Genomic DNA, 14,301 nt, shown 5'->3' with positions numbered 1-14,301 from the left:
CCTGTGTAAGACATTATATTTGAGGGATAGTCTACCCTGACACCTCAACTAAACCTGCTGTATGAGAGCCACACTCCTTGCCTTGCTGTTAAGCCCGCTGCTGGTCCTGTCGACTCAGGCCCCTTCCGGGCGCTTTCACCGGAAAAAGCCTAAGCGGGCCGAGCCTGCCGTAAGCTATGTACTGATCTGTGAAAGCCGGAGTGCGTATGCTTATCACGGCCACATGTGCCATGGCCTCAACCGGTGCCGGTCGGCTGTTAGCAGGGTATCCCGTGCGCAGGCTGCAGGATCCGGCTATTTACCCTGCCGGATATGTTATTAACACTCTGTATAACCAAACATTATGATATGATACGATTCTATTCAAAACCAGGTCCTGAATTAGTCATTCCGCTGGCGTTGATCAACGGCGGGATGCTGATCTCGTTTGCCTATGACCGTAACTGGAGCGGTATTGCTGTAATTATAGCCGTATCGGCATTTATCGTCCATATGTTTCTGACAACCTGGTATCAGCTGGAGGGAAGCGTACTGCGGGTAAAATGCAGCTTCTTTATTAATCAGACCATCGACATCGGATCAATCCGCAGTGTCACGCAGACCCGAAATCCGCTGGGAGCTCCGGCCACGTCGCTGGACCGGCTTGAGATCCGTTACAACCGGTTCGATTTTGTACTGGTCTCTCCCAAAGACAAGGCTGGCTTTATCCGCGAACTGCTGAAGGTGAATCCGGCTATTGAGATAAAGCTAAAAGGCTGATGGGTTAGCCAATAACAAAACAGGTAATTAATATCTTCAAATTATTTAAAATATATTTCCGGAAATTTTCAGAAAATATTTGGAAGTGATTTATAATTAGATTTACATTTGCGGCATGAAAACACTCTGCACATATTGTCTCTATTCGTGTTCGCTGCTGACAGGCAGGACAAGGGGCTTATGTGCAATAAGTATATAGAAAACTTATTTCATTAAAAGGGCCTCTTGGTACATCCGGGAGGCCCTTTTTTATTGCCTGAATGTCCCGTAACTCATGCGGTTTGGGGCCTGTCTGCAAAACAGGTATGGCGGGGTTCGACTCCCCGACGGGACTCTTATGTGTTGACTTTAAGGTAGTTATTTGCTGCCTTATCGGATCGGCACGAATAGAATACGGAGATATAGCCTGCCTAACGGGTAAGGCAGCAGTCTTGAAAACTGCCATGGGCGAAAGGCCCTTGTAGGTTCGACGGGGTCGCCCGTGCGATCCTGCTACCTCCGCTTTTATTAAAATATAATTACATATTTCCCGGAATATGAGCCGGGAAAACTATGTACTATTTCTGGAGAATTGAATAAAATAACTGGCTTGAATAGTATGAAGAATATTGACAAATATCATCTGAATTATTACCTCGTACTGAAGAAATTCAGACGGTGAAAGTCTTTAATTAATACTCTTTAGCGGGAATTATAAAGGACTTTCGGTATTGCTGAGAGTCTTTTTTATAGCCCTGTAGCCCAACCGGAAGAGGCACCAGATTTAGGATCTGGATAGTGTCAGTTCGAATCTGACCAGGGTTACCACTTAGTTCGGGTGTGCGCCAACGCAGGAGGGTTGGGCCAGACTGTAAATCTGGAGTCTACGGACTTAGCAGGTTCGAATCCTGTCACACCCACAAAGTAAAGCAGGGGGATTGCAATTTTCAGTTGTAATCCCCCTGACTTTGTATACAAAAGTGTGATAATACCGATTGCTCTTGTACAGTGACCCCTGCTCAATTTAAAACCCAAATCTTTGAAAGAGCTTTCGCCAGAAGCCTTGACTGTGGCCTTGCCTAGTTATGTTCTTTTCATTTTCGGCAGAGACATCTGCTAAATTATCCACTTTACTGAAGTGTATCTGCTTTTTAATTTGATCATTTCGACGTCCTTCATCAATTTCATATCGAGACCATTTTCCAGCCCATTGTATCTCACTATTCTTTACCCAATAATGTGATTGACAGTCGAAACTCCAATTGCCGATAGATGGACTTAGTGTAATAGCTTCCCCATTAAAAGTAAGTTCCCAATCAGTAGGCGTTATTGGCGTAATGACTTTATTGCCACAGCCGCACACGCATTTATGTGCGGCTGTACAATAGTCAATGGAGATATAAAGCACTCCGTCTTCCAGCGTTTCGGGAATATACTTAACGAAGCTGTGCCGCAGGGACTTGGTCTTCATTGTATAGTTCCGAATTGTTGATTGAGTACAGTACATTGTGCTCACTTTCCAGATCATGGTAAAAGCCGCAAAGCTTTTTCCACCTAAGCACTGCAAATTGTGCATTTAGCGCATTTAAATCAGCAATCTGAATGTTGGCGTCGTACTCGTTTTTCCCCTGCTCTCCGACAGGCAGACGCTTATGCAGATGGTCATTCTGAACCGGTGTAGATGCTGTCACCCGCACCATTCCTGTTAGCTTCCCATCTACCAGGTTAACCCCAAGACCAACATCAATAAACGATTGGCCTCGCTGCCGAATATGGCTGGCAATTAGCCCACGAGCGTCATTACGATCCAGACAGATGAACACAAAATCCATGGCGTCAAGCGCGTCAAGATTTTCGGCCGTAACGTAAGCTGTGTGAGCTACAATGCCTTTGTGCATCTTCGAGTATACCTCACGGTAATACACTACCTTCATCGGTTCTACGCTCAACTCTTCTAGGGATATTGCCCCAGGCGATCGAAAGGCATTATGGGTGTGCAGGACGTCACCGTCAAACAGGTGAATTTGAGCCACTGGAGTCTTGGCTACCTGGTCCAGAACATAAGCCCCGGTGCCGCCTAAACCAACAATCGCAATCTTCATGCCTTCAAATCTAGCCGTTAACTGGCAAATATTCGCTCGACCCGAGTTGGTATCCAAATACTGAAAGGGCGAATCTTCATCATCAGTCGCTACAACTCTATGCGTCTTCTCAGTTGCTTCAGGGAACTTCGCCTTAGCAGGGGCCGAAATTATATCGGCATACCGCGACACCTTCTGGTAGTAGTCGACGTACCCCTCTGCCGGCTTGTTAGAGAATGCGTACTGCACAATTACCCCTTGGTAGAGTTCTTGCAAGCACTGTTGGTGTTCGATTCCCGTAATTCGACTTCCGTTGGCACGATGCGGGTACTCGCCTGCAAAGTAGATGACGTGGTAACTTGGCCGTGTGGTCGTTGAACCGCTAAGGTCAAGTGAACTTACCAGCGTTCCGTAACAGAGGTCTTGGTTCGCGTTCAAGTAGGGAATGTGGTGTACGAGCAAATACGGTCCTTTTACCTCAATCTCATATCCCTCGTCACGGAGACGCTTTAGGTCTGGGCTACGACTTATCAGTTGCGCTTGCATTGAACTGCATTTCGTTTTTAACCTTTACCACGCTACCGACATCCATTGTTCCCTTCGGGTTTTGCTTTGGACCTTTCGAGAATGCTACCGTATACTCTTTCTCATCCGAAGGAGTGTAAGCCCCGAAGGCCAGCACGATCACCTGTTCGTACGAAATCGTTTTCTGCGTCCAATGCTTGGGCGTTGCGTTCACGATCAACGTATACTGAGCCGGTCCTTTAGCGTAGAATTCTTCCTTACTAGGGCGAGCAAGGTTCACAATCACGCCCTGGCGGATTAACTCGTCTTCAAACGGGGGGGCAATCTTCAGGTACACTTCATCCTCCTCGTCAATCTGGCCCAGTTCCTTCAGCTCGTCGAGCGAGATATACTGTTTGAACCAACGGTAGTCCACCCCATTGATTGCCAACTCCAGCTTCTTTTTGACGTAGAAATATTCGATTTCTGGTCTTGCCAGATTCACACGGGTATCGTTTTCGATCGGCTCATCGACCCACGGCTTTGCTACCGAAAGAAAGAGTTCGGTGTCGATGGGAATACCGGCTCCGATTTTAATCTGGCGGCCTGTTACGTACTGCTCTTTTGTGGTAAAGGGCTTTCCTTCAACGATGTATTCTAAAAAAGGCGCTTGCGGCTCACGCTGAGCCAAGGCATTGTTAGTCTGCGACATTGTCGTAAACATTTAAGTTGAATAAAGAAACTACTGTCGCACCAGGCAGTACCTGGTGTCGATAATGGCACGTAGCCATTGCTACAAATTTTCTTTTAGCGTCAACTTACGTTAGTGAAACAATGCAGGCACTACCAAACGGATAAAGGGCCGTTCAATAGTTTAAGCCACAGCTAAACTTGGATTTTATCAAGGAAGATAGTAACTTTGAAGTGTCCAATTTCTCTGTTACCGGGAAGCTCGCTAAGCTCCGCGTTTCTTCGGTAATTTTCCAAGCCGGGTGGTCTCCGCCTGGTTATTTTTTTTTAAACCAACTCGTGAAGGAGTTCAATTTTAAGATTAATGCCTTGACTAATGATTTCTTGTAATAGCCCAGCCGCAACACTTTCGTACTGGGAAATCGACACCCCTAATTGCTGGAATGCAACCACCCGAAGTAACTGATTCTCACTAACGAGCGTGTACCCCATCGTTTTAGCAAACACCACAGCCACAACCGAATGGACGCAGAAAATAGAACATTGCTCAGCCATTAATCTCATCACATTGGCTACTTGCTCGCTACTCAGCGAAACCACCTTTAGACTTCCCTCATCTACCATCCGCTTTGCCAGAGAAAGATCAGCATTTGATAGATCGCTGCGATTTTTTTGTGCCTCGTAACACCAGTCTGGGATATAAAACTGGACACTCTTAGTATTCAAAAAAGAAAGAATGCCAAAGCGCTGCAGCTTGACCGGTAAATCAACCTCAGTTACTACTAAAGTCTTCATCTCACACTAGTTTTTGAATGTAAATGTTGCGGAATTCGGCTTCACTACGACCAGCTAATTGAGCTGCCTTATCAAAGCCAATTTTATTTTCACTTAAGCAGCGGTATAGCATTTGTAGAAAACGCTGCGGTTCTTCTTCGCCCAAGTAATAACCGGACTCATAATCCTGATCACTGGCCTTCCACCTTTGATAGGCTTCAAAGGTAATTAGGTTTGCTCGTCGGGCGCCCACCATAATAGCATGAACCGAAATGCCGTAGAGCTGCTTAATCCGTAGAAGTTCGATCATTGAAATAGCAGTACGGTTACGGCCAAACTCAGCAACCAAGATGTCGTTAGGTAATAGTATCTCGCCAGCAAACACATTACAAAGCTTTTCTACCATGTCAATTGTTAGCCCTTCGGCCATTATCAGAAGCAGATGGCCCAATTCATGCAGCAAGGTGAAACGGACCCGACAAACGTCCTGAGGTCGGTCGTTGAGGACGATAACGGGGAATTTATTATCATCAGCCCAGCCAGAAAGACCTTCGTGAGTGTAGAGATAGCCAAATTTCACTTTTATAATACGAACTCCTTTCTTTTCAAGCGTATCGACCAGATTGTGTAGTGGCCCTTCGCCGAGTTTCCATCGTTTACGAAGCAGTGTGGCGGCCTTTTCGGCATCGCGTTCTGTTTGAATAGGGGCAGTATCTTTCAAAGGATTCTCGAAAGGCTTGTTCTCTTTAGCAAGAGCTTCGAGCTCCATATATCCTGACAGAGCGTTATTTGCCAATTCCTCAACTGTAGCTCGCTGATGCAATGATAAAGCCATTCCTTCCCGATAGTTTACGTTATTAAGCTGGAATGATACCTTATGAGCAGTGAAAAAGTAATCTATAGTTTTATCTAATACTTTAGCAATAGATGAAAGTGTAGTGCTATCAGGGTGCCTCACTCCATTTTCATAATGGCTTATTGCTTGCTTAGATATTCCCACCTTCGTCGCCAGTTCCTCCATTGTCAACCCCAGCTGCTGTCTAGCACGGGTAATATTGGTTGCTAATGTATTTAACATATCGCCTTTGTTTGATGTATACAAAATTAAAAAAATAATATTGTATACACAAGCTAAAAGGGATTTTTTTGTTTTATGTTTTTTAATAGATTGATTATCAGTAACTTTTCTTTTTAATAAGTTCTTGGGTTATTTTTTAGGATGTATACATGTTACAGATAATAGCGTTGTTTTGACTTTTGACATAACTTTGCTTATAATTATTCAATCAAGTTGAAGTTTAGTCGACTTGATTAAAGACTAATAACAGTGATGAGCACCAATACACCAATAATCTGTGATATAAATATCTGGTATATGCTGTCGGATGGCAGGATATTACCTGAATCCGTAAAGGATGAGCAGTTAATCGGCACCTATATAAATGGATATGAGTTTTGTTGTACACCCAATATCTTAAAGGATTACAATAAATTTCGTAATGCTGTAAAAGCCTTTAAACAATACCCTAGGAAATACTTTGGGGAATGGCCGGTTGAGTATATAAAAATGCTCTCCAATCTTAAATCCTGCATTCCAGGATGGGATCAGATGAACAGGAAATTAGATGAAGTGATAAATACTGAAGAATTTCAAGTGTCTGAGGTTACTCGTACAGAATATTCGCGTTATACAGATGAATTAGCTAAAGCAGTTATTCCATTTATGGAAATGGTCGAAAAACATCGGGAGCAAATATTGGTAAAGGCTATTCACAAAAAGAGAATGAATGATCCACTGGTAAGAGTACAGCATAAGGAGGTTACTGTAAATGTTCTAAACCAACTTATGGGCAGTAATAATATTGATTGGGGCAAATTTGAGCTGTTTGTCAACACTTTTGATGAATGGCTGAGGCAGCTGTCTATTCAGCCTAGCCTAAAGATGACCTCAAATGACTGGAATGACCTTATGAATCTTGTATATGTTCAACCTGGTTCTAAATACTGGACTCATGATAATAAGAAAACCAAAGTTTTTATTCGGGATTGTGGCTGTGGTCATTACCTGTTTTAACTGACTGATTGAAGATAATATTTGCCGAATCTACCTATTTCCAGAACTGAACAAATATATATTGGCCTTTGGTCGGGGTAGTTTCAGTCTATATCTGCTGTATAGAATTGACGACCAAACGTATCTAAACACAGTAACGTGCTAGACTCAGGGTTAAGGGTTAGTCATCAAAGATGGCATCCATGGCACTGTCAAGGCCTTCCCTGTCAAAGCTGTTGAGGTACCGTTGAGTTGTGTCCAGACGTGTATGGCCCAGGGCATTCCGGATATCATCGATGCTCACGTTCTTCGACTCCTTCATCTTACGTCTGGCTTTATCGGCAAAACTGTGACGGGCCGTATGGAAGGTAAGCCGCTCTTCAATGCCGGCGAGTTTCGCTATGTCTTTCAGGGCCCTGTTGATCATGACCAGAATGCTGCTCACGTCATTATCCAGCTGCACCTGTATTGCCCGTGGCATGCGCTTCTTTTCATCATAGGTCACCTGTTTGGCATAGGGTGCCTCATCGCTCAGCAGGGCGAACAGAAAGCCATAAGCCGGCGCTCCGGAACGGTGAAACTGTTTCAGGATCTCTTTTGACTTTGCTGACAGCTTTGATGACATTAGCTTGCTGGTCTTATTCATCTGGTATTCACAGCGGCCGTCGACAATGTTACAGTACCTCAGCTGGATAATATCCGAAGCACGGATCCCCCCATTGTAAAAGCTGAACAGGTACAATGACCTGGCAACTGGTACCCATTCTCCCAGTTCATATTTCCTCCCCTTTGCATCCGTTCGTTTCCGGCCTTTCCCCAGATCCAGATTCTCGATCGCCTGTATCTGGGCATCCGTCAGCTTCAGCCTTGGCTGTGGCTTATCCGGCGGCATTTCAAAGTGCAGAAAAGGATCCTTTTCCAGAAGCTCAAGACGGATGGCCTCATTGGTCATGCGCTTGATACGGGAAAAGTGATAATGCTGATTGGTCTTGCTTACCCCCTGTTGGTTCAGGTAAAGCTCATAGCGCTGTAACAAATCCAGGCTGATATTTTTCAGGGGTGCCTCTCGTCCGATCCATGCCACAAATGCCTTCACCTTGGATTTGACCTGCTTCTCATACCCGATGCTGTGGCGCTGCACCAGTTCTAAAAACTGATCCGCAAACACGCCCACAGTGATCGTCGACGGTGGCTGCTTGATATGGTTTACCAATGTTTCAGCAGTCTCCGTTCCGCCTGCCTTTACCAGTTCAGCATGCTGCTTTACGGCATTATTCCAGACGCCGTATAACAGTTCGTTCTGTTGCGTAACAGCCGGGCCCACGCCTTTTATCCATTGCGGTGTGCGATTTGGTACTATCTTTGGGAACGGATTGAAGTCAGCGGTTTTGACAGCCACCGGCGTTTTGATACGCTTATGCTTCCGGTTTGCTGTAATCCGCAGGTAAATAACATGGAGCCCGTCACGGTTGGGACGGCTGGCTAATTCAAAGCGGTATGTGATATTGTTCATGTTGTTTCCTTCAACTAATAAGCTGGCCGGAGCTACTCACCAGCGATTCTATATCCGCTATTATGTGAATTCGTGAGTAACAACTAATGCTACTCACGAAAACCTAATATTCCATTCTGCTGGCAACAAGATCAACCTTATAAACCCTCAGCATCTGATCTCTTCGGATTGGTTCTATAAAACTGTATGCTTTGTTAAGGCAGGAGAGGTGGATCAGTCGTTTATGCTGGTATTCATATGTCGCCAGCCGGAATCCGTGCATGGTTTCAAAGACGTATGCTTTCCCTTCTTTCAATCGATGAGGGTTAATAGGGGAGCAGTAAACGATACTGCCAACCGGAAAATCCGGAACCATGCTCTCGTCGACAATTTCAATCTGTACGGAATATGGCTCCCGGAAGCGGGTGACTAAATTGGCCACCGGCTTTCGGATTTCTTGCTTTTCTGCCATGGTTACAACTCCCAGGATCCGGATTTAACCAGGTATACTTCCGATAGCTGATCCCAATGAAACAGGCGGCAGCCGGCGGCTTTGAGCTCCGGATTATCGGGAGTGATTTCTATGCCATCGGCCGTTATATGCGTGAGCCGGCCAATGCAGTAATTTCCCGAGGTTTCCTTTATGATGTAGATCCGGCGAGGGGTTAAGCTGTTCCTCAAAGTAGATAGAGCCAGTGGCAGGCCGCGTAGCTCAGCTCCTTTGGGAATCCGTGGCGCCAGTGTATCAGAAGGCAGAGTAAACTTTATGGTAGCAACGTTGGTGCACATTAATCCTGCCCTCCTTTCTTTTCTAAGGCAGCTTTGAGCTCCCAATACATTTGGTCAGTCACAAAGTTGATTTGTGCGTTGATCCAGCTTAATTCTGCCAGCTTCTCACCGATCCCCTCATGCTCATGCAGGCTTTCCTTAAGAGGGTTAAGCTGCTCAATCGCTTTCAGAAACACCGATGGCTTCTCATCGGTATCATCATCCGGATTCGCACAGAATGTCAGCTTATTTTCGATCGCAGCCAGTAACTGATCACGGTAGTTAAACAGAGCATTGAGTAAAATCATGGCCTGAGATTTACCATTCGGGGTTTGGCCAGGGCGGCAGTCGATCTCCATATCAAACCAGCCGGTAAACTTAGCATTATTCACTTTTCTGCCCTCCTTTCTGCATGGCTGAGGCCGGCTGGCTGGTTTGGCTGAAGTTACCTTTAACCTCACTCACGAGCGCAGACCATTCGTTCATTTGGCAATCATTAGCATTAAATCCATCACCTCCTTTTTGCTCATTTGAAACTGCGAAGTTTAGTGCGGTGACCATGTTGTTCAATAGATCATCAATTACTTCGACATCCTGTATATATGTGGCAAACTGCTCAAGGCAATCATCGTAAGGCCCTAATTGCTTCACTGCTTCACGTAGCATAGCCTGCCGTTGTTCTACTAGGGCAAAGTACAGCTGGTGAAATTGGTTGCCGGTTCGTACACTCAGATCGATATTCATCGTGCTAACCCTCCTTTCTGATTAAACCGGGCTACCCGCTCGTTTTCGTCATTACAAAGCGTAAACATCAGCTCAGAAAGTATGCCATCCAGCTGGTCATATTGCGATCGCAGCTGCCGGACGTACTCTTTATTACCGCGTTCTGCATTTGTTATGATCAGATCAACCAAGTGGCTGGAATAGTGGCCCAGTGCTTCATTTAGTACACTGAATTCAGAAGAACCATGTGTATCGGCCTGTAAAGAGAAGGTGATGTTGACTTCTAAGCTGCGTAGCCTGGGCGGCAATGTAGCAGTTGCCGGATCATGCCGTTCATCCTGATTTGGATTCATTGAACGGGCTTTTGTGGCCTTTTGGCCGGAAAAGGTTGCATTTCCCCCTTTCCCCAAGTAGTTTTGACTTGTTGACATTGGAACTGAAAAGTTTATTGTTAGCTCAGGCCCCGTACTGCCAGTCGCCAAACTTGCTCAGTACGGGGTTTTGTTTGCATTTTAAGCATACCATTCGGTAGGCAACTCTACAGTACTATATACCTTTTCTGCTTAATATTTGAACAAATTACGGTAAATAAACAGTAATCTACAAATGGAATAGCTGTTTATTTTTAGTATAAATACGGTGTATTATAGGTATTTGTACTGTATATAATCATAGGTTTTATACATTTGTGTTATAAAATTAAAACACTGATGGCTGCCTCAACAATTGCTGAACGACTCTACGCTTACATGCTCAAAAACCGGATTACAATTGCCCAGGCGTCAAGGGATACGGGTATACAGTACGATACGCTTCAGCAAATCTTGTATGGCAGGGTAAAAGCAATGGGTGTCGACAAATTTGCCGCTATCTGGCAGGCTTATCCGGACCTTGATGCATGGCATGTATTAACGGGAACGGGTACCGGAGAAAAGATAGACTCGGTTGTAACAATAGAACGCCTGAAAGAACTCCGTGATGAAGTGATAAGGTCCTTCGATAAAAGAATAGAGGAGCTGGGTGGCTAGCGACTTTGAATACAGTTTATATGAATAGGCAGATTGTCACACTCTGATTCAAATCACTTATTATTCGAAGCATACTCGCTTCGGATATATATGGTGTCGGTATCCACGACACCCCTAAATACGTGCCCTCGGTCTCACCGATATCAGCTTTGGCTTAAAACAGACCGTTGAGGATGATAATCTGGCTAATGAATGTGAATATCAATTCAGTTGATATTCAGTTGTATAACTGAAATTACATCAATATTTCGGCCGTTTTGTCTGAAAACAACATAAACGGCCGAAAATGGCTGATCTTCCTAGTTATATCCTACTCCCCGCCTCATAAAAGATTCTGGCATAGTTAGTGCCGCCAATATGATATGTGGCCGGTTAAAGCCAGAGAAGCCATGGATACATTCAAAGTGTTATCCGATCTCTTCAATGAGTACCAAAGCATGTTACATGAAGCAACCATTGAGTTGCGCCATGCACGGAACAGAGAAAAGCAACTTCGTGAGGAAATGGACGCTAAGACGCTCATGTCAGAGGAAGATGCTTGCAGGCACCTAAAAAAAACACCAAGATCAATCCGTTATTGTCGTGAGGCTAAGAATATGCCTCATATTCGAAAAGAAGCAGAGATCTGGTACATTAAAGGCGATATAGATGCTTGGCTTAAAAAGGGTAGCGTAAATATGCATAAACTATGACTAACCATGCTGATTGCCATCGATGAAGCCATTCTAAAGAAGCTTATCATAACCCTTGAAGGTACGTCAACCATGTTACAGCTTCTGAGGACGAAGATGGAGGAGGACCGCCCGATGACGTATGAGGATGCTGCAAAATATCTGTCCGTATCAGTGTCGACGGTAAAGAACTACGTAAACAGAGGCTGGATAGCAGCAACGCGCATTAAAACGGGGCATAAGGATAATGATGTATTTGTCAGGATCCTGCGCTCGGATCTGGATGATTTCCTTCGGAAGGGTAGGGTTGAGGCCAGATTGTGATCCGTCCGGACCGCTAAAATTGGAAGTAATGGACTGTAAATAAATGATTTGCGGGCTTTTTTGGTCTCACTGGTTCCGGTATCAACTTAGTATCAAATCCGTTAGAGTCGTTTTAAGTCTGTTCTGTTAAGCTACTGCCATGATACCATTTTTCTTCCAATATCAGGTGATAGGTTTACGGCCACAAACATCAGAGTCAATGTTTATGGCCACTTATCGCAGGGTATTCAACAGAAAAAAGCAGCCCGACAATCACTTAAAGCGCCTAAAAAACAGGACCATACTGCCAATTGATTTACCCGATGTATAATCAACACACCAGAAAACAGACCCTTAAAAATACACTTAATTCCCTGATGGTATGGGGATTGTATTTGCTTTCCGGACTTAGTGCCATTTTTGCCTTTGTCCGTTTTCTGTCTATTGTTCTGCCTGCGAGCTGTGTTTGGCTTTCGGATGTGCAGCTTGAGAAAATTGATAGCATGCTAAAGCTTGCCGCATCCGGATCGGCAGGGGCGTTGGTTATGAAGTACTTTCAGAAAAATGCTGATCTGGAAGACAAATAGAAGGCCAAAGAGTGTATGATGAAGATAAAGTGGATCTCCCTATCCCGTTTTACCAACATTGCCCATACTATCTGAACGGGTATTCACCCCCCCCTATCATCCTTTTGATCCGATGCTTATGGCCCTGACCACAAGCACATGCCTTCTCGGTCTGAGCTTACGGAAAGTGTACCGAAAAAAGTATATGCAGACAAAGGCCCGTTTTCAGGCCATAACGGCCATTTTCGGACGCTTAAAAGTGTATCGGCGAAAACAGTTATTTTTTGAGTACAGTCCATCGTCATCTTACCATTCAAAACATTATGCCATTACCAATTTCCCTATTCGTTGAAGACTTGTATAAGCTTTTTCAGGGCAAGCGGTCGAAGGACTCGGTATCGTGGCTTACGGACTCAACAAGCGACAGTATGTATCAATAGACCACTTCTTCGATTAGGAAGGCTTTACTCCCGAAAGGGTGTATAAGACGTTGGGGGATTTGTTCCTGTGGCTAAGCGATGGCGGGGCCGCCCGTGCGGTAGTGGAAAGGGCAATTGCCTGGACGAATTATTTCAGAAGAACGGTCAAGGATTATGAACATACTGTATCGTCTTCAGTGAATTGGTTGACGCTGGTTAATATTCAAATTATGCTACAACGCATTGATTTATAAGGCGTAAGAAATTCCCAAACACATTCTAAAAGCTTTCATTAGTATAAATTTTTTTTATTTTTCCTATATTGTTCTTAAATTAATTTTGTAGTTATTTCACGATTATAGACCCCGCCAAAATATAACTATACAAAGCAAAGATATAACTATAATAATAATGCATGAAAAAAGACCATGTGTTTAACTGTTGAATCACGCCATAACTATTTCCTCTCTACTCTTTATACTGCTTCTTTTGTAAAAAGTTGCCTAGACGGTACATTCAACAGTAAGTTAATTGAACTGTTAAAAATCTCTCAGCTAGAAAAGTATTTTACCGCAGAATATACACTTGAACAGATATTATCTGAAATCTATAACCACCTAGCTAAAAACTATAGATCAGAATACATATACAAAAATACAATTGCTAATGAGCTACTTATAAACAAACATCACATAAGTGAAGCCAAGCTATTTACTGAATTTAGTGCTGTACAATCGCAGCTAGACGTGTTAATTGTAAATGGTACAACTACTGCTTATGAAATTAAAACAGAGTTAGATAATCTGGAGAGGCTTCCCGTGCAACTGCAATCATACCAATCGATGTTTGACAAAGTCTATGTTGTTACTCACGAAAGGAATATAGAAAAGATTAAAGGTATCGTTGATGATGCAGTGGGAATACTAGTACTGAGCGGCAACAACAATATCGAAACGGAGCGAGATGCTATTTCCAATATCCATAGGTTTAACATTGAGAACATTTTTTCGGCACTCAGAAAAAACGAATATATAGATATAGTCAATACTCACTTTGGCTACACTCCACAAGTGCCTAACACTAAGATATTTACAGAGTGCCTGTCCCTGTTTAAGGAACTAAGTACAGATCAAGTACAAACCTATTTTATAAATGCCCTCCGAACAAGGCAACTATGTCAATATCAAATAAATCTCATCGAATCTGTAAATTATAGCTTAAAAATACTGTTCTTAGAAAGAAATTTAACAAAAGTTCAATGCTGTAAACTCGCCCAAAGCTTACAGTCACACCCTTACACATAACAGACTATGTATTTTCCATATCTACGCGGCCGACAATTTGAGCTGCTTGCCCTACACGAATTAGCACCTGTTTTCGCTCGTACAAGTAAAATTGTCCCTATCATTGAGCCTGTCAAATCAACCAGTGCTAATGGGTTCAAAAGGTTAGCTCAAGACAATTGATATGGTCCTAAAAATCCGGACACGA

Annotated in this window: 19 protein-coding genes, 4 tRNA genes and 1 pseudogene; 14 read left to right on the top strand and 10 right to left on the bottom strand. The window is 43.8% G+C overall.

Annotated elements, in window-relative coordinates; genetic code table 11:
• Window positions 1–61 precede the first annotated feature (61 nt).
• The 6 genes from BLX24_RS32285 to BLX24_RS32835 all read left to right on the top strand — a co-directional run bounded on the left by BLX24_RS32285 (window position 62) and on the right by BLX24_RS32835 (window position 1,658).
• Window positions 62–322, top strand: coding sequence for a hypothetical protein (locus BLX24_RS32285; RefSeq protein ID WP_143092803.1), 261 nt, complete (start codon window positions 62–64; stop codon window positions 320–322).
• Window positions 323–348: 26 nt separating this feature from the next.
• The gene (locus BLX24_RS25210; RefSeq protein WP_071506001.1) at window positions 349–759 is read left to right on the top strand and encodes a PH domain-containing protein; all 411 of its coding nucleotides are present in this window, start codon (window positions 349–351) and stop codon (window positions 757–759) included.
• Between the two features lie 262 nt (window positions 760–1,021).
• Window positions 1,022–1,093, top strand: a tRNA-Cys gene (locus BLX24_RS32845).
• A gap of 61 nt (window positions 1,094–1,154) precedes the next feature.
• Window positions 1,155–1,260: transfer RNA gene (locus BLX24_RS32840), tRNA-Ser, on the top strand.
• Between the two features lie 229 nt (window positions 1,261–1,489).
• Window positions 1,490–1,566, top strand: a tRNA-Leu gene (locus BLX24_RS25205).
• Window positions 1,567–1,574: 8 nt separating this feature from the next.
• Window positions 1,575–1,658, top strand: a tRNA-Tyr gene (locus tag BLX24_RS32835).
• A 104-nt stretch (window positions 1,659–1,762) separates the two neighbouring features.
• Here the strand turns inward: BLX24_RS32835 and BLX24_RS25200 are convergent.
• From BLX24_RS25200 to BLX24_RS25180, 5 genes are all read right to left on the bottom strand, one after another.
• Window positions 1,763–2,209, bottom strand: a complete 447-nt coding sequence (locus BLX24_RS25200) for a ubiquitination-like system serine protease family protein (RefSeq protein WP_071506000.1) — start codon at window positions 2,207–2,209, stop codon at window positions 1,763–1,765.
• On the bottom strand, window positions 2,175–3,365 hold the full coding sequence (locus tag BLX24_RS25195) for a ThiF family adenylyltransferase (RefSeq protein ID WP_071505999.1): 1,191 nt from the start codon (window positions 3,363–3,365) through the stop codon (window positions 2,175–2,177). Before BLX24_RS25195 ends, BLX24_RS25200 begins: the two co-directional genes overlap by 35 nt.
• Window positions 3,340–4,035, bottom strand: a complete 696-nt coding sequence (locus BLX24_RS31810) for a multiubiquitin domain-containing protein (protein ID WP_083422173.1) — start codon at window positions 4,033–4,035, stop codon at window positions 3,340–3,342. The genes BLX24_RS25195 and BLX24_RS31810 overlap by 26 nt, the downstream gene beginning before the upstream one ends.
• 305 nt (window positions 4,036–4,340) lie before the next feature.
• Window positions 4,341–4,808 carry a hypothetical protein gene (locus BLX24_RS25185; protein WP_071505998.1) on the bottom strand — a complete coding sequence of 156 codons (468 nt, stop codon included), beginning with the start codon at window positions 4,806–4,808 and terminating at the stop codon, window positions 4,341–4,343.
• A 1-nt stretch (window position 4,809) separates the two neighbouring features.
• Window positions 4,810–5,865 (bottom strand): helix-turn-helix domain-containing protein, encoded by a 1,056-nt coding sequence (locus BLX24_RS25180; protein ID WP_071505997.1) that lies wholly within the window; start codon window positions 5,863–5,865, stop codon window positions 4,810–4,812.
• Window positions 5,866–6,117: 252 nt separating this feature from the next.
• On the opposite strand from BLX24_RS25180, the gene BLX24_RS25175 reads away from it, so the two are divergent.
• Window positions 6,118–6,861, top strand: a complete 744-nt coding sequence (locus BLX24_RS25175; RefSeq protein ID WP_071505996.1) for a hypothetical protein — start codon at window positions 6,118–6,120, stop codon at window positions 6,859–6,861.
• Window positions 6,862–7,021: 160 nt separating this feature from the next.
• Here the strand turns inward: BLX24_RS25175 and BLX24_RS25170 are convergent, their stop codons facing one another.
• A complete protein-coding gene (locus BLX24_RS25170) occupies window positions 7,022–8,353 on the bottom strand; it encodes a tyrosine-type recombinase/integrase (protein ID WP_071505995.1) in 1,332 nt (443 codons plus the stop codon).
• Between the two features lie 103 nt (window positions 8,354–8,456).
• A complete protein-coding gene (locus tag BLX24_RS25165; protein ID WP_071505994.1) occupies window positions 8,457–8,804 on the bottom strand; it encodes a S24/S26 family peptidase in 348 nt (115 codons plus the stop codon).
• A gap of 56 nt (window positions 8,805–8,860) precedes the next feature.
• Between BLX24_RS25165 and BLX24_RS32830 the strand changes: the two genes are divergently transcribed.
• Entirely contained in the window at window positions 8,861–9,001 is a 141-nt protein-coding gene (locus BLX24_RS32830; protein WP_177225920.1) for a hypothetical protein, read from the top strand.
• Window positions 9,002–9,120: 119 nt separating this feature from the next.
• Here the strand turns inward: BLX24_RS32830 and BLX24_RS25160 are convergent, their stop codons facing one another.
• Genes BLX24_RS25160 through BLX24_RS25150 form a run of 3 tightly spaced genes read right to left on the bottom strand, consistent with a single transcriptional unit; the run spans window position 9,121 to window position 10,176 of the window.
• Window positions 9,121–9,459, bottom strand: a complete 339-nt coding sequence (locus tag BLX24_RS25160) for a hypothetical protein (RefSeq protein WP_177225919.1) — start codon at window positions 9,457–9,459, stop codon at window positions 9,121–9,123.
• 25 nt (window positions 9,460–9,484) lie between these two features.
• Window positions 9,485–9,844, bottom strand: coding sequence for a hypothetical protein (locus BLX24_RS25155; protein ID WP_071505992.1), 360 nt, complete (start codon window positions 9,842–9,844; stop codon window positions 9,485–9,487).
• Window positions 9,841–10,176: a hypothetical protein gene (locus tag BLX24_RS25150; RefSeq protein ID WP_143092802.1), complete on the bottom strand. Its 336-nt coding sequence runs from the start codon at window positions 10,174–10,176 to the stop codon at window positions 9,841–9,843. Before BLX24_RS25150 ends, BLX24_RS25155 begins: the two co-directional genes overlap by 4 nt.
• Before the next feature lie 357 nt (window positions 10,177–10,533).
• Here BLX24_RS25150 and BLX24_RS25145 point away from each other — a divergent pair, with 357 nt between their 5' ends.
• The 6 genes and pseudogenes from BLX24_RS25145 to BLX24_RS25125 all read left to right on the top strand — a co-directional run bounded on the left by BLX24_RS25145 (window position 10,534) and on the right by BLX24_RS25125 (window position 14,114).
• Window positions 10,534–10,851 (top strand): hypothetical protein, encoded by a 318-nt coding sequence (locus BLX24_RS25145; RefSeq protein ID WP_071505990.1) that lies wholly within the window; start codon window positions 10,534–10,536, stop codon window positions 10,849–10,851.
• Window positions 10,852–11,240: 389 nt separating this feature from the next.
• Window positions 11,241–11,543: a helix-turn-helix domain-containing protein gene (locus BLX24_RS25140; RefSeq protein WP_143092801.1), complete on the top strand. Its 303-nt coding sequence runs from the start codon at window positions 11,241–11,243 to the stop codon at window positions 11,541–11,543.
• A 6-nt stretch (window positions 11,544–11,549) separates the two neighbouring features.
• Complete coding sequence (locus tag BLX24_RS25135) at window positions 11,550–11,846, top strand: helix-turn-helix domain-containing protein (RefSeq protein WP_071505988.1); 297 nt, start codon at window positions 11,550–11,552, stop codon at window positions 11,844–11,846.
• A 302-nt stretch (window positions 11,847–12,148) separates the two neighbouring features.
• A complete protein-coding gene (locus BLX24_RS25130; RefSeq protein ID WP_071505987.1) occupies window positions 12,149–12,412 on the top strand; it encodes a hypothetical protein in 264 nt (87 codons plus the stop codon).
• Window positions 12,413–12,886: 474 nt separating this feature from the next.
• Window positions 12,887–13,064: pseudogene (locus tag BLX24_RS34185) on the top strand (IS5 family transposase); the annotation flags it as partial.
• Between the two features lie 174 nt (window positions 13,065–13,238).
• Window positions 13,239–14,114 carry a sce7726 family protein gene (locus tag BLX24_RS25125; RefSeq protein ID WP_071505986.1) on the top strand — a complete coding sequence of 292 codons (876 nt, stop codon included), beginning with the start codon at window positions 13,239–13,241 and terminating at the stop codon, window positions 14,112–14,114.
• Window positions 14,115–14,301 lie beyond the last annotated feature (187 nt).

It is taken from the genome of Arsenicibacter rosenii (assembly GCF_001870735.1).
GTDB classification, from domain to species: Bacteria; Bacteroidota; Bacteroidia; order Cytophagales; family Spirosomataceae; genus Arsenicibacter; species Arsenicibacter rosenii.
Note: the sequence above shows the minus strand (reverse complement) of the source record. Positions and strands in the feature narration are given on the sequence as shown.